This window comes from Mesoflavibacter sp. SCSIO 43206 (genome assembly GCF_019904215.1).
Classification (GTDB): Bacteria; Bacteroidota; Bacteroidia; order Flavobacteriales; family Flavobacteriaceae; genus Mesoflavibacter; species Mesoflavibacter zeaxanthinifaciens.
The window spans coordinates 1,686,229-1,705,551 of sequence record NZ_CP063201.1 but is presented as its reverse complement, the minus strand read 5'-3'; the positions used below and the strand labels follow the sequence as shown (position 1 = coordinate 1,705,551).

At 29.8% G+C, this 19,323-nt stretch carries 17 protein-coding genes and 1 tRNA gene; 5 read left to right on the top strand and 13 right to left on the bottom strand.

Annotation, left to right across the window (positions count from 1 at the left end):
* The first annotated feature begins 1 nt into the window (after position 1).
* From INR78_RS07840 to INR78_RS07825, 4 genes are all read left to right on the top strand, one after another.
* On the top strand, positions 2-1,525 hold the full coding sequence (locus INR78_RS07840; RefSeq protein WP_223076079.1) for a class I SAM-dependent DNA methyltransferase: 1,524 nt from the start codon (positions 2-4) through the stop codon (positions 1,523-1,525).
* 33 nt (positions 1,526-1,558) lie between these two features.
* Positions 1,559-2,053 (top strand): hypothetical protein, encoded by a 495-nt coding sequence (locus INR78_RS07835; RefSeq protein WP_223076078.1) that lies wholly within the window; start codon positions 1,559-1,561, stop codon positions 2,051-2,053.
* Between the two features lie 61 nt (positions 2,054-2,114).
* Entirely contained in the window at positions 2,115-2,723 is a 609-nt protein-coding gene (locus tag INR78_RS07830) for a hypothetical protein (RefSeq protein WP_223076077.1), read from the top strand.
* Between the two features lie 14 nt (positions 2,724-2,737).
* Positions 2,738-3,385 (top strand): hypothetical protein, encoded by a 648-nt coding sequence (locus tag INR78_RS07825; RefSeq protein WP_223076076.1) that lies wholly within the window; start codon positions 2,738-2,740, stop codon positions 3,383-3,385.
* A 388-nt stretch (positions 3,386-3,773) separates the two neighbouring features.
* Here INR78_RS07825 and INR78_RS07820 read toward each other — a convergent pair whose 3' ends face one another.
* The 12 genes from INR78_RS07820 to INR78_RS07765 all read right to left on the bottom strand — a co-directional run bounded on the left by INR78_RS07820 (position 3,774) and on the right by INR78_RS07765 (position 17,640).
* Positions 3,774-4,661, bottom strand: coding sequence for a DUF6371 domain-containing protein (locus tag INR78_RS07820; RefSeq protein ID WP_223076075.1), 888 nt, complete (start codon positions 4,659-4,661; stop codon positions 3,774-3,776).
* A gap of 58 nt (positions 4,662-4,719) precedes the next feature.
* Entirely contained in the window at positions 4,720-4,923 is a 204-nt protein-coding gene (locus INR78_RS07815) for a hypothetical protein (RefSeq protein ID WP_223076074.1), read from the bottom strand.
* 2 nt (positions 4,924-4,925) lie between these two features.
* Positions 4,926-5,960: an AAA family ATPase gene (locus INR78_RS07810; RefSeq protein ID WP_223076073.1), complete on the bottom strand. Its 1,035-nt coding sequence runs from the start codon at positions 5,958-5,960 to the stop codon at positions 4,926-4,928.
* A gap of 154 nt (positions 5,961-6,114) precedes the next feature.
* The gene (locus INR78_RS07805) at positions 6,115-7,119 is read right to left on the bottom strand and encodes a hypothetical protein (RefSeq protein ID WP_223076072.1); all 1,005 of its coding nucleotides are present in this window, start codon (positions 7,117-7,119) and stop codon (positions 6,115-6,117) included.
* On the bottom strand, positions 7,120-8,490 hold the full coding sequence (locus INR78_RS07800; RefSeq protein ID WP_370632440.1) for a tyrosine-type recombinase/integrase: 1,371 nt from the start codon (positions 8,488-8,490) through the stop codon (positions 7,120-7,122).
* Positions 8,491-8,554: 64 nt separating this feature from the next.
* A tRNA-Met gene (locus tag INR78_RS07795) sits at positions 8,555-8,627 on the bottom strand.
* Between the two features lie 121 nt (positions 8,628-8,748).
* A complete protein-coding gene (locus INR78_RS07790) occupies positions 8,749-8,931 on the bottom strand; it encodes a CPXCG motif-containing cysteine-rich protein (protein ID WP_223076070.1) in 183 nt (60 codons plus the stop codon).
* A gap of 64 nt (positions 8,932-8,995) precedes the next feature.
* On the bottom strand, positions 8,996-9,808 hold the full coding sequence (locus INR78_RS07785) for a Two component regulator three Y domain protein (protein ID WP_223076069.1): 813 nt from the start codon (positions 9,806-9,808) through the stop codon (positions 8,996-8,998).
* Between the two features lie 194 nt (positions 9,809-10,002).
* The gene (locus INR78_RS07780; protein WP_223076068.1) at positions 10,003-11,328 is read right to left on the bottom strand and encodes a TolC family protein; all 1,326 of its coding nucleotides are present in this window, start codon (positions 11,326-11,328) and stop codon (positions 10,003-10,005) included.
* Entirely contained in the window at positions 11,315-14,515 is a 3,201-nt protein-coding gene (locus tag INR78_RS07775; RefSeq protein WP_223076067.1) for an efflux RND transporter permease subunit, read from the bottom strand. The genes INR78_RS07780 and INR78_RS07775 overlap by 14 nt, the downstream gene beginning before the upstream one ends.
* Positions 14,515-15,651 carry an efflux RND transporter periplasmic adaptor subunit gene (locus INR78_RS07770; RefSeq protein ID WP_223076066.1) on the bottom strand — a complete coding sequence of 379 codons (1,137 nt, stop codon included), beginning with the start codon at positions 15,649-15,651 and terminating at the stop codon, positions 14,515-14,517. The genes INR78_RS07775 and INR78_RS07770 overlap by 1 nt, the downstream gene beginning before the upstream one ends.
* A gap of 81 nt (positions 15,652-15,732) precedes the next feature.
* Entirely contained in the window at positions 15,733-17,640 is a 1,908-nt protein-coding gene (locus INR78_RS07765) for an ABC-F family ATP-binding cassette domain-containing protein (RefSeq protein ID WP_223076065.1), read from the bottom strand.
* An 87-nt stretch (positions 17,641-17,727) separates the two neighbouring features.
* Between INR78_RS07765 and INR78_RS07760 the strand changes: the two genes are divergently transcribed.
* On the top strand, positions 17,728-18,114 hold the full coding sequence (locus INR78_RS07760) for a DUF983 domain-containing protein (protein WP_223076064.1): 387 nt from the start codon (positions 17,728-17,730) through the stop codon (positions 18,112-18,114).
* A 142-nt stretch (positions 18,115-18,256) separates the two neighbouring features.
* Here the strand turns inward: INR78_RS07760 and INR78_RS07755 are convergent, their stop codons facing one another.
* On the bottom strand, positions 18,257-19,306 hold the full coding sequence (locus INR78_RS07755; RefSeq protein ID WP_223076063.1) for an FAD-binding oxidoreductase: 1,050 nt from the start codon (positions 19,304-19,306) through the stop codon (positions 18,257-18,259).
* Positions 19,307-19,323 lie beyond the last annotated feature (17 nt).

The following is a 19,323-nucleotide window of genomic DNA, read 5'->3' as shown; positions in this document are numbered from 1 at the left end:
AATGACAGACTCAACAATAATATCAAAAATATGGAACCTTGCCAACGTACTTCGTGACGATGGTGTAGGTTATGGAGATTATTTAGAACAAATAACCTATTTGTTATTTTTAAAAATGGCAGATGAGTTAAATAAACCACCTTACAACAAAGGATTAGTTTTTCCAAAGTTAAAAGATGTTGAAGGCAATGAGGTTGCAGATGCAGAAGTAGCCAATTGGGAAACTTTATCTAGCAAACGTGGTGCAGAATTAGAATCCTTTTATAGCCAATTATTACGAACATTGTCTACAGAAAAAGGTACGCTTGGACAAATATTTACCAAAAGTCAAAATAAAATTCAAGATCCTGCAAAACTGCTTAAAGTTATCAATCTAATAGACAAAGAAGATTGGTCAATGATGGGAGCAGATATAAAAGGTAAAATTTATGAAGGACTTTTAGAGAAAAACGCAGAAGACACAAAAAGTGGTGCCGGTCAGTATTTTACACCAAGAGCATTAATACAAACTATTGTTGCTTGTGTAGAACCAAAACCAATGAAAACTATTGTTGATCCAGCGTGTGGAACTGGTGGTTTCTTTTTAGCTGCATACGATTGGATTGTAGAAAACAACCAACTAGATCGTGAAGAAAAAGAATTTTTAAAGAACAAAACCTTTTACGGAAACGAAATTGTTGCTAACACTCGTCGTATGTGCTTAATGAATATGTATTTGCACAACATTGGAGAAATAGATGGAGAATCGTTTATTAATCCAAATGATGCATTAATTTCGGATGACGGAGAACGTTATGATTATGTGTTAGCAAATCCACCTTTTGGTAAAAAAAGTAGTATGACCTTTACCAATGAAGAAGGTGAAATTGTAAAAGAAGATTTAAGTTATAACAGGCAAGATTTTTGGGAAACAACATCCAACAAGCAATTAAACTTTTTGCAACACATAAAAACACAACTAAAAATAAATGGTGAAGCAGCTGTTGTGTTACCTGATAATGTTTTATTTGAAGGTGGTGCTGGCGAAGAAGTGCGTAAACAACTAATGAAAACCACTGAATTGCACACTATTTTAAGATTGCCAACAGGAATATTCTATGCGCAAGGAGTAAAAGCAAATGTGTTGTTTTTCAACAACAAACCTGCAAGCAAAGACCCTTGGACAAAAGAGATTTGGTTTTATGATTACAGAACTAACGTACATCATACACCAAAGAAAAGTCCAATGCGTCAAGAGCATTTAAAAGAATTTATAGAATTGTATAATGGTAACAACATTAGCAAACGAAAAGAAACTTGGAGCAAAGAAAATGAAGAAGGAAGATGGAGAAAATACACCTATGATGAAATCATTAAGAGAGATAAAACGAGTTTAGATATTTTTTGGCTGAAAGACAAAAGTTTAACCGATTTAGACAATCTTCCAGACCCTGATATTTTAGCAAATGAAATCATTGAAAACATAGAGTCTAGTCTGAATAGTTTTAAAGAAATAATGGAAACAATAAACGGAGAATCTGATTAAAATACTTTAACTATTCTTCATAAATTGAAAACTATGAATAAAAAAAATATTATTATAGGTGCTATAATACTTTTAATACTTAGTTTCTTTAGTATTAAAAGTTACTTAATGATTGAGGAAGATCAAAAAAAATATAAAATTTTAAGAGAGCAACAAAAATCTTCTAAAAAAGATCAAGAAGAACCAGCATCGAAACAAAAAGTTTTTGTTTACAGTAGTGATTATTATGACATTGAGTACCCTGACGGGAGTATGATTACAAAAAATGAGGTTACTTATCACACATTTGACTTTAATAATAAAACAGTAACACAAAACTCTGAATTAAATGGAGAACGTTTTATAATAACTTATCCTTTTAAAGAGATGTATGAGGTAAAGGGATTAATAGCAACAACGCATGTTCTTAAAGTAGGTACTTTAGGGTTAAAGGAAATTTGGTGGTCTCCTGAAGTTAAAAATTTAGGGTATGATTATGATGACGGCAAGAGAATTGCTTGTTATGGATTAAAAATTAAAGCTGATTAACTTATTCTGTGATTAAACAAAAATCTTCAAGTTATAACTATGTTGATATATAAAGACTGTTATGAAAGAATATACACTAAATTTTGGGAAGCATTCTGGTAAAAGTATTCTTGAGGTTTGGAAAGGCAATTTAAACGCCATTACTAATACTGTAATAGAAAATTATATAGACTCTTTTATAGATTTTTTATTTGGAAGAATTGACATTGACAAACACATAATTAAGAATTCTTATTCTTTTTCTAATAAAGATATTGAATTTATTAATACCCTTTACTTATCCTCATCTTTAAGAGACACAATTAAGGTTAATAAAAGTCGTATAAGAATATCTGATTCAGAAATAAGCAATCAACTTTCAGATTTGTTAATCAAGTGTTTTAACTATTCTCATTTTAATAAATCCCATCTCAATGTCTTAAAACATAAAGATAGTGAAAGTGAAGAACTAAATCTAGACAATAGTTCTTTAGAACTAGCTAAGCATATACCTGAACCAAGTTATATTGAATGGTGCTTTGAAGAAATAGAAGGTTTTAAAGAAAAATCAAATATTAGCTTAGAATATTTAAAAAAACAAGAGTCTTATTATCCTTCAATTATACTGGATAAAGTCAATAAAAATGAAATTAGATACAAACTATTAGCCTACGTTCATTTTCATGAATAAAAACAAATTAGCCAATGACATATCAAGAGCAATTAGATAGAATAGAATGGAAGAAAAAAAGAGAAGAAATTATAGAGCGTGACAATTTTTGTTGTAATAAATGCGGAATAGAAAGAAATAAAATTTTAGGGCTATCAAAAGATTTTGGTATTAACAGTTATAACGATTTAATTGAAAAAGGGTACAGCGTATCTTTAAGTAATACTACCCCAAAACTAATTTGTATACTAAAAAATAGTTTTATGAATCTTTGTTTTTATTTTGGTAAAATAGAAACTGTTCAAAGTATTAAAGATTTAAATTATGCTATCCAATGGATTGAAAATGAAAATGTATCATCAAAAAAAAGTAAAAGATTTGTCTGTTTTGATAAAACTATTACAATTAAAGACATGTATGATTTAAATGTTCATCATAAATATTATGTTGAAAACAAATTAGCATGGGAATACAATAATGACGCATTAATTACTTTATGTGCAGACTGTCATTATGAAGAACATCAAAATAATAAAATACCTTACTATAGCGCAAAAGGTGAAATTTTAGGTTTTGCAGAAAATTGTCTAAGATGTGACGGTTCTGGATACCTTTCCGAATTTAATTACTACAAAAATGGAATTTGTTTTGCTTGTATGGGTACTGGTTCTAATTTAAAATAATATCTTCCGTTAATTTTATCCAATTTGATTTCAGATTTAATAAAATAACATTTGATATTAACACTAAGAAACTTTTATCAAGTGAAGTCTTTTCAAATCACGAGTTACAGCCTGATTCATTTAATGAAATAAAAAAGTTATACAAAAGCATCTGTAAAACTACTCTTTAATAAATATATAATATCGTTTAGTAATTTGATCATTCATAAATTAGCATTCACTTTTTAACAAGCTATGTGCTCTATCAAGTTATAACTAAATCAATATTTAATCAATAAAATTCAACAACAGATCAACAGTGAATCAACAAGTTTTAACACTAAATCATCAAGAATCAACAGCATATCAACGCTGAATCAACAAACATCAACAGTAGATCAACAACAGATCAACAAACATCAACATGTATTTCTTCTTTTAAAAACAAATCAACTAAATCGGAACCCTCTTTTAAATTCTTATTTTCTAACAAATTACTACATCTTATATTAAACCCTTTTCTGTTTAGTATTTTAGATCTAGAATCCCAATTACTAAATTCACTTTTATCGGGATAAGCAACAATGTTATAATCTTTAATAGGTTGTAAAAACTCTTCTTTAAATCCTGACTTGCTACCTGTAGCTAACCACAAATTAGATGGCATAATAATACTCATTATTATTGCTGTTTTTTCAGACTCAACAACACAAAGAGTATTACTTGTATCATAATCACATAAATTATGTAAACCAAATAAACATTGCTGTAATACAAACTGGTTTAATTTAAGTTTTTTATGCATCCATGATATGTGATTATATGGTTGTTTTACACGTTTACCTGTATTACAATCGTATAGCATGATTTTCCCTGCTTTTATATTCATATTCTGGTCTATCTGCCAAAATACTGTTGCTCCTGCCCAATGATTAGAAGTGCCCATAAAGTATTTTTTAATTGCTTGTTTTACATCTATTGGTGCGAAGTGTTTTAGTAAATATGATACAAAATGGTTGTTTTTATAATTGCAACCCAACTTTTTTATTAAGTAGTTATTGTGATAGGATGGTTTAACCTGTTCTATAATACATTGATTCTTTTGTGTTACAATTTGGTTAGATTCTGGTTTTTTAAAGTAACCACATTTGGTTTCTCGGTCACATCTACCATCTATTGTATTTAAATAATTACCCGTTAATGTGTCTATAAACCTGACTAATGTCTTTTTATTACAATTTGGGCAAATATGCTTTTTACTTGTTTTATCTAATATATATTTATAATTCTTCTTCATTTGGGTAAACTCGTACCTATTCGTACTAATTTAATAGTACGAATAGGTACGAGGTTTATTATTTTTTGTTAAAATGATTAGTTAATAAGTACCTGATAGAATCTTCTAATGAAAAATCTGGTAATTTAGAAGCTTTTATTTTTGATTTAGGTTTAATAATTAACGGTTCTATATCTGGATGTTGAGCTAACAGCTTATAAAACTGTTTAAGCTCTTTTTTTGAAAGCGCTAAAGCTATTTTATATACATCTCTTGCTACCATAATTAAACACCTAATTTTTTTCTACGCTTTCTTACAGCTCCTTCTGATATACCTAATTCAGCACCGATTTTAACGTTACTAAGTCCTTGATCCAATAACTCAAGTATCTGTTCATTAGATTCTTCGGTTGACTTTCCGCTTAAAGAAGCTGATAAATGCATGGACTCACTTTCATAATCTATAAAATTGAATAAAAGAAAGTTATCTTCTTTTTCTAAAGTGCAGACTATAATGTTACCAGAATGATAAAGATGCTCTGTATTACGTTGTTTAATTTGCTTTAGGTACCTATACTCTGCCCCTTGAGAACTGGCTCCTATAGCAAACGAACTATCACAAAAATTCATTAGCATTTTACTACCTGCTAAATCATCTTTTGTTATCGGTTTGGAATTGTCTCGTTTTGGTGTATGAGATAAGACTAAAACAGAAACATTATTTTCTTTGGTTAACTTTTTTAATAATTTCATTAACTCTAAAGCATTTTTTGCCTTTTCGTTATCTGAATTTAAATAGGTAAGATTATCTACTATTAATACTTTAATTTGTTTCTCTTTAACTGTTTTTTCAAGAGTTTCAATAATATATTCTTCTAAAGATTTACAATTTTTTGGTAATAAAAAATTAGGGTTTAATTCTGCTCTTTTGAAGTTTTCATTAAACTTGTAATGATTTTTATAATTATTAGAATACCTGTTTTCTAATTGTTTGTCTGATAATTCAAAATCAATATATAATACTTTTTTGGCTTTTGTTTCTAATTTAAATCCGGGTATTGGTTTACCTTTACTTATACTATCTGCTATTTGTACAGCTAATATAGACTTCCCTAAATTTGTATCAGCAAATAATATACACAACTCATTTTCATACCAAAACTCATTAAATAACATGTTAGGTATAGGTCTTTTTTTGGCATCATTTATCCATTCTTCTGTTTCTTTAATAATAAAACAACCAAGTGTTTTTGTTTTTTCTTTTAGATATTCTTCATTTGCCTGAAGATCATCACTGATTTCTTTAATTTTCTTATTCATAGCTTTTTTTTTGCAATTAACAGAAACAAGACTCTGTCAACTTTAGTTTTATTAATTGCAAAATTTCAAATTATGAAAGCAAAAAAACAGGAAAGAAAAAGGGGAATGTTTGGGGAATTTGTGGGGAAATATTTAAAATTTAGGTAATTTAGAGTTATTGGCTTCTAGAGTTATAATTCACCCATTGCTTTCTTAGCTTTTCTACACTTTGGATATGTGAATTAGAAACAGAACTAGGTGCTTTAATCAATCCAATATTTAAGTTAAAATAGGAATTAACAATATTAGTAAACTGACTAGCAGTTGGCATCTTTATATTAATTTCTTTCTTAAAGAAATAAAATAATGCTAAGATAAATGCTCGATCCTTTTTTTTATTTTCATTTATTCTTTGTTCTATAAATTGAACCTGCTCTAAAGAATCGAAAGAAGTCTCGTATTTTTCATAAATAGAATAGCTAACACTAGATTTTGAAAAATAATCATCTCTTTCAAAGTTATATACAGAATTAAAATGACATATTACTTCTAATATATCTTCAAAGTATATTAACTGCTGAATTAAATTATTATTTTGATATAAGTCATCATTATAAAAAGCATGATTACCTTTTAAGTAATGTTCACTTAAATTAATATCAAAAGCAACTTGATTAATTAATTCGTCTTTACGTTTTTTTAATGCTTTAAATCTATTACCTGGTATCACTTCTCCTTCTTTAATTTCAGGGACATCTATATATGATTTATCACAAATATTCTCAAATAATCTCTGAAAATAATTTAACGCCTCTTTTTTTAATTCTGAATCAGTGTATCCAAAAGTCTCATATTCAAACTCTTTAAGCACATGTTTTAATGCTCCGGAATATATACTGTATCTATGTAACAAGAAGTCAATAAATTCTATAACAACAGGATAGTCTAATTTAGTACCTACTAACTTATCCTTAGTGTATTCAAAAATGATATTTATATTTCCATCATCATCATTCTCAATCAAAAAATCATCAGAACTAATCTGGTTGTTTTTTAACTCATAATTAAGTTCATAAACATCCCTATATAGATTTAAACTTGCTATATAAGTTTTTTCATCCTCTTCTGTTAGTGTAACTAGTTTTTTAGGATCTATAATTCCATAATATTTAAACTTCATTTACATTAATAATTTTGAGTAGTCTTCAGGTAAAACTGCATCAATATCTCTTAAATACTGTTCTAATGCAGTCATTGTTGAATGACCAGTAATTAACATTAATTTACTTTTTGCTTCATTGGGAGCATGCTGTTTTGCTAACTCTCTATACATTTTTGTTATATAAGTATGTCTAAAACTATATAAGCCATAGTTAGACCCTAAATTAAAATGATCTTTAACATTTTTAAATCGTTTGGTAAAATAATCTCTTCTATTACTTTCTTGTGCATCCCAAACACCTCCTATTTCATGAGGAGTAAAAATTAGAAGATCTGGTTTTTTATTTTTAAGAACTGAAAGTTCAGAAACTAAAATATCAGGTATGATTTTAATTTTAACTGGTTTATTTTTAGCTCTTACATACAGCTTTTTATCTTGTAGATCTAAATCCTCTATTTTTAGTCTACACACTTCTATAGGTCTTAAAACGTTATAGGATATAAATTTTACGAATAAACTTAAAATAGGGTCATTTTTATCAAGATATCTCTGTATTTTAATTAATTGATCAGGCTTGTAAGTCTTATTTCTTTCAGGAACTGCTCTTAATACATTTATCTTCTTAACAAAATTTTCCTTTATCAAATCATTATCTTCTAGAACCTGAAAAAAGGATGATAAGTCTACCCTTGTATTATTTCTATTTCTTGGACTTGAGCTTTGTAAAACAGAGTTTAAATATACAATTAGAGTCTTTTTAGTAATTTTAGTTATACAATCATTAGAATTAAAGTTATTTTCTAATAACCACTTTTTAAATCTATTGACTCTACTCCTATACTTTGGAAATGAATTTTGATTTAAAATACTTTTTTTAGTTTCTAGTACTAATGAAAAAGCATCATCTAAATTTAATACCAACGGATTTTCTTCTTTAACCAATGTAGGCTTAATATTTAAATTCACTTCAGAATTAGACTCTAAATGCTTTGTGTTTGTTTTTGACTCTTTGTTTTTTTCCTTATTAAACTTCAGATTTATATAATCTTCTATATTAGAAACAGAAGAATATGGATTAAAACCATCTTCTAAAAGGATCTCTAGACCTCGCTGTAACTTTTCTAGAATACTGTATCTGGATCTTTTGTCTTTAAAAAGGTTGGCACCTCCTTTAATATTAGATTGCCTAGTTAATTTACCAGTTTCAGGATTACGGAAAGAATAATAAACATACCATTGCTTTGAAATAGCTTCTTTTTTTTCTTTTGTAGAAAGTTTAGACCATTGATGTATATCTACACCTCCTGTATAAATTTTTGGTTTAGAATATTTTAATTTCATTCGTAAATCGTGTACTGAATCGTGTACTTGTTGTAAAAGCAAAAACATGTTTGACATAAAAAAACGGTTTGTGAGGACACAAACCGTTGATTTTATTAGTCTAAAGACTTAGTAGCGGGAACAGGACTCGAACCTGTGACCTTCGGGTTATGAGCCCGACGAGCTACCTACTGCTCTATCCCGCGATATGTATGTTGAAATGCTTTTCTTAGCTTTTAACTTGTCGATTCATAATGCCGACCAAAACATTTCGGACTGCAAATATACAACCCTTTTTACATATAACAAGAATATTTTTTAAAAAAATTACTGATCGATACTAATAGCTTCAAAATTAAATAGTTCTGCTTCTTCAAAAACTGGTGTAATTTGTATTGGATTACAACATACTTCGCAATCTTCTACATAAGTTTGATTCCTAACACTAGCATCTAGTAACATAGATATTGTTTCCCAACAGTAAGGACAAGTAAAAAAGTGTTCTAACATAATATATTAATATAAAAAAAGTCAACCAATTGGTTGACTATAATTTACAAACTTTATTTTAATTCTAATCTTTATCAACAACCGTTTGGTCTTCTAAAAATAAAGATACTTTTTTTGGATTATTATTAACTACAGTAATATAATCATTATTAAGATTATTATCACTAACCATTACTAATGATAGATTATTTAATTGCGATAACTGAAATGGTAATACTCCTGTTAAATTGTTATTTGACAATACTAATTCTTCTAATTTTGATAGTTCTGCAATTGTTTCTGGAATATTTCCTTCTAATCGGTTATCTAATAAGCTTAATTTTTTTAATTGCGTTAAATTGTTAATAGTATAAGGTATTGTTCCTTCTAAATAATTACTTCCTAATTCTAAGCTCTCTAACTTAGTTAAATTTGTAATGGTTTCTGGTATTTGTCCTGTAAACTTGTTGCTGTAAAGAGCAACAACTTCTAAATTCTTTAGATCTCCTATCCAAGATGGGATATTTCCTTCTAATTGGTTTAAGAATATCTCTAAATTTTCTAAAGATTTAAGATTAGATAACGTCTCTGGTAATGTTCCGTTAATTTTATTGAAGCCTAAATTTATTGATTTTAAGAAAACTAAATTTCCTATTTCTGAAGGTAATTGCCCTTTTAAATTATTGAAAGAAAGATTTAAAGCAACTACTTTAGAATCTTGAACAGTTACACCATGCCAAGTATTTATTGGCGCATCTAAATCCCAAGTTGTATTCCAACCAGCTCCGTTTGTACTGTTATAAAGTGCTACTAAAGCTTCTTTTTCTGAATTTGAAACTTCTGCAAAAGATAACATTGCAGTTAAAAAGAAAACGATGGTTAATTTTAAGTGTTTCATGGTGAATTATAGATTTGGTTTCTAATTTCATATTAAAACTAACTTAAAAGAAGGTGAATGACAAATTCTTTCGATTAAATGCATGAAATTTTAACATTCATTTCGGAAAAAGATGCACTTCATCGGATATTTACTTGAAGCTAAACATTATATTCTACGTTTATCGACTAAAAACACTGTTAAACAGCATTTTGCTAAAATTCAACATTTAATAATTCTCCACTAATTTGAAGTAATTGTAATTCGGCTAATTTTGCAGCATATTTAGCTTGATTTCTGCTTAATTCTGCATTTAATAAATTAAGTTGTGCTTGTCTAAATTCGATAGAATTAACTTGTCCTATTTTAAATTTTTCTTGCGTACGATCAAAGTTATTTTGGGCAGTAATGATGTTTTTTTCTTGGATATTATATATCTCCAATTTATTCATATAATCGTCCCAAGCGTTATCAAAATCTCTTTGGATTGATAGTAAAATATTTTCTTTTTGAAGTTGCTGTGTTTCTAAATTCACTTTTGCATTTCTTACACGCGTCACAGTTGCTCCGCCATCAAATAAATTCCAGCTTAAATTAAGTCCACCAGACAGTCCTGTATTTGTAGATACAGTCACAAAAGATGCTGCGTTATTATTGTTTTTATTCCAACCATAACTACCTGTTAATCCTAAGGTTGGCAAATATGCAGATTTACCTGATTTAATATCTAACTGACTAATAGCTATATTTTTTTCTGTTTGAAGTAAAGCTACATTACGCTGTTTTGCTTTTTTAAATAAGCTATCTTTTTTAAACTGAAGTAAAAAATCTACTTCTGTTTCTACGTTAAAATCTTCGGTAAACGTTTCGCCTAACACCAGCTTTAAATCTCGTTTTGCTATTTTTAAATCTTGTTTTGTGTTTATGATATTAATACTATCTGTATTTATATCTACTTCTGCATTAAGTACTTCTAGTTTAGTATTTTGTCCGTAATCAAATTGATATTCTGCTCTAACTAACCTATCTTTTGTTACTAAAAGTGTTTGATCTAAAGTTTCTAAATTTTCTGAGAGTTGAGCCACATTGTAGTACACAGAAAACAACTGTACAATTGTATTCTCAATGGTTTCTCTTGCCTGCAATTCACTTAATTGATACTGTTCTTTTAGCCGTTTGTAATTATAATGTCTTCCTAAACCATCAAAAATGGTATAATTTAAACTTACACCTGCATTATACCTGTTACTTTCTGCTCCGTTTAAAACGGTTGAATTTCCGTTAGAAAATTCGGCTTCTGTATTGTCTAAATTATAAGTTGCACCAGCAGTACCTGTTAGTGTCGGTAAATATCCAGAGTTTAAAACACTAGTGTTATTTTCGGCAACTTGAACATTGTTATTGGCAATTTTTATATCGTAATTATTGTCTAAAGCTAATTTTACAGCTTCCTCTTTAGTCAACATTTGTTGTGCATTCAAATTATTGATGCAAAACATAATAGAAATGCTTATTAAAAATGCAAAATTACTCTTCTTCATCTGTTTCATGTTGTTCTATTATTGCACGTTCTACTTCTTCTTTAGTTACATTATTACCTGTTGCTAACCACTTTCCTTTTTGTTTAATGGTATTGCTAAACGATAAAAATAGAGGCAGTACTAGTAATGTTAATATTGTGGCATAACCGATACCATAAGAAATAGAGATTGCCATAGGCTTTAAAAATTGCGCTTGCCTACTTTTTTCTAAAAGTAAAGGTGCTAAACCAGCAATAGTTGTTAAAGAGGTTAAGAATATGGCTCTAAAACGTGATTTACCAGCTTCAGATAATGCGATTTCAAATGGCATACCTTCTTTTAAATTACTATTGAATTTACCAATTAAGACCAAACCGTCATTAACCATAATTCCTATTAAAGCGATAATACCTAAAAGCGATAAAATATTTACAGGAAAACCAGAAATCCAATGTCCCCAAGCGACTGCTGTTAAACTAAAAGGTATTAAAAGCAATAGCAATAATGGTTGAGAATAACTTCTAAAAGTGAAAGCTATAGTAATGTAAATTAGCAGTAATATAGGTATTCCTGCTGCTTTTAAAGATCTTCCTAGTTTACTAAACTCTCTATTTTGACCTTCAAAAGAGGCATTAATTGTTGGATATTTTGACTGTAAATTTGGCATAAAATTATCTTTAATATCATCTAAAATATCATTAGGACTTGTACTAGGATCTTTTAAGTCTGCATAGACTTGTATTTCGCGTTTTCCTTCTAAATGGTTAATTGCCACGTCACCACGAACAATATCATATGCTGCAATGTCTTTTAAGGTTACACGATCACCTGTTGGTGTTACAATACGCATAGCATCTAGATCGTTAATTGAGCTTCTGTTGTTTTTATCATAACGTACCCAAACTCTAATCTCGTCTTGTCCGCGTTGAAACCGTTGCGCTTGTGCCCCAAAAAAACCAGCCCTAACTTGAGACATTACTGTTCTTAAATCTAAACCAAGTAAATAGGCGTTATCTTTAAGTTGTAATCTGATTTCTTTAATTCCAGCAGGATCATTATCACCTATATCTTTAAGTAAAGGATTAGATTCTAAATACTTTTTAAGCTCTTGTTTTGAGGCTTTAAGCTCTTCAATATTATTACTCAATAATGATACTGAAACTGGATTACCTCCAAAATTTCCGCCAGAACCATAAATTAGTCGTTCTGTTCCTATAACTGGTCCAACCAATTCTTCTAACCTATTAGTTACTAAAAAAGATTGAATTTCATCAGGACGTTCTTCACCTGGTAATAAATTAATTCTTAAAGTAGCGCTAGAGCTGCTACTTATTGTCACTATTGTATTTTCAAATAATTGTTTCCCTGTTCCTTTTAAATATTTTTCTGTAAGCTCTTGATTAACAATAAACGACTTTTCTTCTATCATAGAAATGATAGAATCTGTAATCTTTACGTTAGTTCCTGCTGGCATTACCAACTCGATATTTGCAGAATCACTTGCTATTCTTGGGAAGAAAGACGTTTTTATAATTCCGCCACCAATAGATCCAAAAGTAATCACTAATAAAGACACAAAAATACCCAACGATAATACTTTATAGCTTAAGACAAATTTTAAAACAGGCGTATAAACTTTATCTCTTAAATATGCCATAAAATTGTCACCTGCTTTATTAATACCTCGCATGACAGCAAAAAACCCTTTAGATTGTTTAGCGTGAAGCTCTTCTTTTTTTATTCTTAAAGCTTTAGAGTGTGCTAAATGGGCAGGCAGAATTATTAATGCTTCTACTAAAGAAACTACTAGCGTGAGAATAACAATAACGGAGACTTCGCTAAAAAATTCGCCAATACGACTTTCTAAAAAGAAGAATAATGAAAATGCTAAAAGTGTTGTAGCAATTGCTGAAACTACTGGAGGAATTACCTCTAAAGTTCCATCTATTGCTGCTTGGATAGGTTTTTTACCTTTTTCGTAATGTTGATAGATGTTTTCGGCAATAACAATACCATCATCTACCAAAATACCAATTACGATAATCATCCCAAACAATGACAATACATTTATGGTTACATCAAACTGACCTGCAAAAGCAAACATCCCAAAAAATGAAATAGGCAACCCAAAAGCTACCCAAAGCGCTAATCTTGTATTTAAGAAAATAGATAAAAATACTAGCACTAAAATCATACCTACAATTGCATTTTCTATTAGTAATTCTGTACGCTGATTTAATGTAATTGATAAATCTCTAATAACATTTAATCTAACGTTATCATACTTTTGATTATATTCTTCTATGTAAGCTTTTACTTTATCTGCTGATGAAATTAAATCTTCATTATTAGTACTTGTTATTGTAACATTAACAGCTAAATCTTGATTATAATATGTTGCATTTGGTGTTTCTGAAAAACGATCTCTTATTATTGCTACATCTTTTAACCTGATGACTTTACCATCTGCAGATGCTCTTACCACAATATTAGATAGCTCTTTACCATAATATTCACGATTATTAGCTCTAATTAAATATTCTTCGGCTTCTGTTTTTACATTTCCACCTGTTACTAAAATATTGGCGTTACTAACCGCTTGTGCAACCTCGTTAAAGGTTAAATTATAGGCTAATAAATCAAGTTCGTTTACTGCGATTTCAATTTCTTCTTCAGGAAAACCAGAGATTTCAATTTGCGAAATCCCTTCCATTGCACGCAAATCGGTTTCCACTTGACGTGCTAATTGTTTTAAAGTAACTAATGGTACGTTGTTTCCGCTTAAAGCGAAAGAAATAGTTTCTCTTACCGCTTCTTGTTTAGAAACCACCAAAGGTTCCATTCCTGTAGGAAAAGACGGTACTCTATCTACTGCGTTTTTTACTTCTAAAAGCATAAAGTCTAGACTTTCGCCTTTTTCAATTTCAACAGTAATTGATCCGCTATTTTCTCTAGAAACCGAAGTGACACGATCTACACCTTTTAACCCTTTTAAATTATCTTCAATTTGAAGCACAATACCTTCTTCTATTTCTTGTGGTGATGCACCTGGATAGGTAATAGCTACATTGATGATTTTGGATTCGGTTAAAGGGAAAAACGAAGATTTTAATGATAAAATACCAAGTATACCAAATACAATAAAGGCAATAATAAAAATGTTTACTGCAACGTGATACCTTATAAAATATTCAATTATCTTTTTCATTATTTAATTGAATCTTTAGTTGTTGTAGTACTACTTGATGATTTTACACGCATACCTGCATAAGCACCAGGTACTGGTTTACGTAATATGATTGTACCATTTGGCACGTCTTTTAAAATTACTTTTGTATCAGAAAAATGTATTGGTTTTGCAGGTATTACATCTAACAAACTATCTTTAACTATATAAATTTCTTGACTATCTAAAAGCAAGTTTCTGTCTATTTCTATAGCATTGTCTACTTTCTCTGCATCTAAATTTGCTTCTAGATACATGCCTTCTTTTAAATCTGGATGTTTTACTTCTATAAACACAGTTATGGTTTGCGTCGTCGCATCAATATTACCATTTACACGAGACACTGTTCCTGTATAGTTTTGAGTTTTTTCTAAGTTAGAAAGACTAACATTTTCGCCTTCTTTTAAAACACTTGCAAAAGATTTACTCACTGCAACTTCCATCTCGTAAACAGAAGGATTGATAAACTCTCCTAATTTTTGCCCATTACGTACCAAGGTACCTTCGGTTACTAAAGCTTCTGTTAAAATTCCTGAAAACGGTGCAGTAATGCGGTATTTTGCTAACCGCTGTTCTAAGTTTTTAACGTTGTAATAGGCACTAACAATACCTCTTCCGGTGATGAAATAATTTTCTTTTTCATTTGAAATTTCTGGAAGTTTTGGTGTTGTTTTGTTTAAATCAAAACCATTTAAATACGATTGCCACTTTGGGAAAACATCTGGAAAATCTAAACGCAAATCTGGCATAATCGCAGCAATGCTATTATATAAATTACTTTTTGCAGATTGAACACTAGCATAATATTCTGAGGCATCAATACGAATTAAAGTTTCTCCTTGATTATACTTTTGTCCTGGTTTAAATAACTTGTTGCCTGTTTTAAAAATACCCTGCACTTCTGAGTACAACTCAACTCTTTGCTTAGCTGTTAAGTTACCGTTGGCTTGAATAACAATAGGAACAGTAGTATTTTTAACGGTATCTGTTAATACAGTTTTTACCACTTTAGGCACTACTGGTTTTGGTTTGTTTTTATTATCTACTAGTGTTTTTGCTCCAAAAAAAGCTACTGCAATTAAAGCTAAGCCAAGTATGCTAAGTATAATTTTACGCATGGTTAGAAAGTTATTAGTCTTAAAGCTACAAAACTAGCTTTTAGATAGATGTAACTTTCTTAAAAATTTCTTAAAAAGAAATTAGCTAAGCGACTCTAATTCAATGGTAATAGCTTCCCAAGTTTCCATAAGTTCTGATAATTGGTCTTTTTTTGCTTGGTAGTTATCAAAGAAGTTTGGCTGCGCAATAACTTCATCATAATTTGTTGCTAACTCTACATCAATTTCTTTAATTTCTTTTTCTAATTGATTGATTTTAGCTTCTGTATTACTAAGCTTATTATTTAAAGATTTTAGCTTCTTTTGGTCTTCGTAAGACTGCTTATTACTTGCTTTTGGTGATTCTTTTTCTACGGTACGTTTTTCTACTTCACGTAAATTTTCAACATTGCGTTGTTCTAAATAAAAATCGATATCACCTAAATATTCTTTGATGTGTTGATCTTTAAATTCGAAAACTGTATTGGTCAATCCTTGTAGAAAATCTCTATCATGAGACACTAATATCAAAGTACCTTCAAAACGTTGTAAGGCATCTTTTAGTACGTTTTTGGATTTGATGTCTAAGTGGTTTGTTGGCTCATCCATTACTAGTACGTTAAAAGGCTGAAGCATTAATTTTGCTAAAGCAAGACGGTTACGTTCTCCTCCAGAAAGTACTCGTACGTATTTATCTACTTCTTCGCCTCTAAACAAAAACGATCCTAAAATATCGCGTACTTTACTACGGTTAGATTCGTTAGCGGCATCAATCATGGTATCTAAAACAGTTTTACTTCCGTCAAGATACTCTGCTTGATTTTGGGCAAAGTAGCCTATTTGTACGTTATGACCTAGTTTTAGGTTTCCATCGTGTTCAAGTTCACCAACAATTATTTTAGCTAAAGTAGATTTACCTTGTCCGTTTTGTCCAACAAAAGCGGTTTTAGCATCTCTTTCGATTAACAAATCTACTTCACTTAAAACTTGCTTTTTTCCGTAGCTTTTAGATACGTTGTTAGCCTCTACAACAACTTTGCCTGGCGTTACCGATACTGGGAAGTTTAAGGTCATGACGCTATTATCATCTTCATCAACCTCAATAATATCCATGCGATCTAGCTTTTTGATTAAAGACTGCGCCATTGTTGCTTTACTAGCTTTAGCACGGAATTTTTCTATTAGCTTTTCGGTTTGCTCTATTTGCTTTTGCTGATTTTTTTGAGCGGCTAATTGCTGTGTTTTAATCTCATCTCGCAAGACTAAATATTTACTGTATGGTTTTGGGTAATCGTAAATTCTACCTAAAGAAATTTCGATAGTACGATTGGTCACGTTATCTAAAAACATTTTATCGTGAGACACAATAACAACAGCTCCGGAATAGTTTTTTAAAAAACCTTCTAGCCAAATAATAGACTCTATATCTAAGTGGTTTGTAGGCTCATCCAATAACAAAATATCGTTGTTTTGGAGTAACAATTTTGCAAGCTCTATACGCATACGCCAACCACCAGAAAATGTATCGGTTAGCTTATTAAAATCTTCACGTTTAAATCCTAATCCTTGTAATATTTTTTCGGTATCACCTTGATAGTTGTAACCTCCAATAATTTCGTATTGGTGTTGAACTTCGTTTAGCTCTACCATTAAATCATGATAGCTTTCACTTTCATAATCGGTACGTTCAGCTAATTGTGTATTTATGGTTTCCATCTTAGCTTCTAACGATTTTATTTCTTCAAAAGCTTGATAAGATTCTTCTAATACTGTTCTACCAAAAACAAAGTCTATATCTTGTTTTAAAAATCCAATTTTTATATCCTTATCTGTTGCTATTTGACCAGAATCTGGCTGCATTTCTTTAGATAAAATTTTAAGCATAGTCGATTTTCCTGCTCCGTTTTTACCAATAAGACCTACTCTATCACCTCCGTTAAGTTTGAAGGTTATGTCTTCAAAAAGATATTCACCTTGAAAAGAAATAGATAAATTATGAATATTGAGCATAGATTTGTGACTTTTGTTACTTATAATTTTACCAAGAAACTTTAAATTTGTGTTTCTTAAAATCAATTGCAAAAGTACACAAATATTATGTTTAAAAAAGGCTCTAAAATATACTCTATTATAACTGGCGCATGCCCAAAATGTCAAGAAGAATCAATGTATGAAGATCCTAATCCGTACAATGTTTCAAAACTATTTAGCATGCACGAGCGTTGTAGCAATTGCAATACAAAATATAAAATAGAACCATCATTCTTTTACGGTGCAATGTATGTTAGCTATGCAGTTGGTATTGCTTTTGGTGTTGCCGCTTTTGTTATTAGCTACCTTTTTATTGGGTCGTCTTTAAAGACTGCTTTTTTAGCTATTGTTGGCGCTTTAATTGTGTTTTATCCAGTAATAGTAAGACTTTCTAGAAATATTTGGATTAATATTTTTATGAGCTACGATAAAAAATTAGCCAAAAAAAGTTAATTTTTGGGCGTTACCTTTATACTAAAAGTGTTTAGTATAAAGGTCGCGTTATCCACTATATCTTTTTTTATGGATCAATTACGACTACGCTAAGTAATCCATAAAAAAAGGATACCGTTACTACCGCTAACGCAACTATCTACTATGTATTAGCAAATCTGCTAATATTAATCTCATCATCTAAAGGTATTTCATTTTCAATGTGATTAAAAAGCTGTTTTGCAATGTAAGGTCCAATCATAACACCTCTTGTTCCTAAACCATTAAGCACAAACATATTTTTATGTTCTGGATGAGCACCAACTAATGGTCTTCTATCTTTAACCGTTGGTCTTATTCCTGCTACTTGATTTACAACTTCAAAATCGCATTTTAAAAAGGTTTTAAGCTTATTTAAAAGCTCTCCTTTCGCTTTTTGGGTAATATTATTAGTTTTATCAGTCCACTCATAAGTAGCACCTACAGTGTATTGATCTTTTTCTTTTAAGGGTATTAGAAATGCACTAGACTTAAGTACATAATCTAATTTTAATTTTGGAGCTTTTATAATTAGAAGTTCGCCTTTTGTTCCATTAAGCGGTAGATAATTAAAAAATGGGTTTTCTTTTAATCCAAAACCTTCGGCAAAGACAATATGTTTTGATTTTATAGTTTTATAATGTATACCTGATGGATTTACTTCTAATTGATCATGAATAAAACTTTCAGGGTAAAAACTATTTAAACTTTTTAACCAGATTTTATAGTTATCAATTAACGTATTGGTATCTATTTTTCCGGTTTCTAAAACTTCGCCTAATTTAAAATCAGCATCAATTTCATCATTTTCATTAGTAATTAAATTAGTGTTTAAAAAAGGTTTTAAACCGTCTTTATCTGAAGCTTCAAACCAATTGTTTTGTTCTTCTAATGAAGTAAACCTTCGTCTTACAGGAATTTTATAATCTAATTTTACATCAAGTCTATCTTCAATATTTTGATAGACTGGAATAGCTAAATCTAACTGCTCTTTACTTTTCCAAACTTTTGAGAATCGTTTTAAAACTACCGGATTATACAGTCCGCCAGCTACTAATGAAGATTGCTGACTTTGATCATCAAAAACAACAAATGACTTTTGGTTTAAATATAGTTGTTCGCAAAAGGCTATTCCCGCTAAACCACAACCAACAATAATGTAATCTACTTCCATAGTGCAAAGGTAATAAA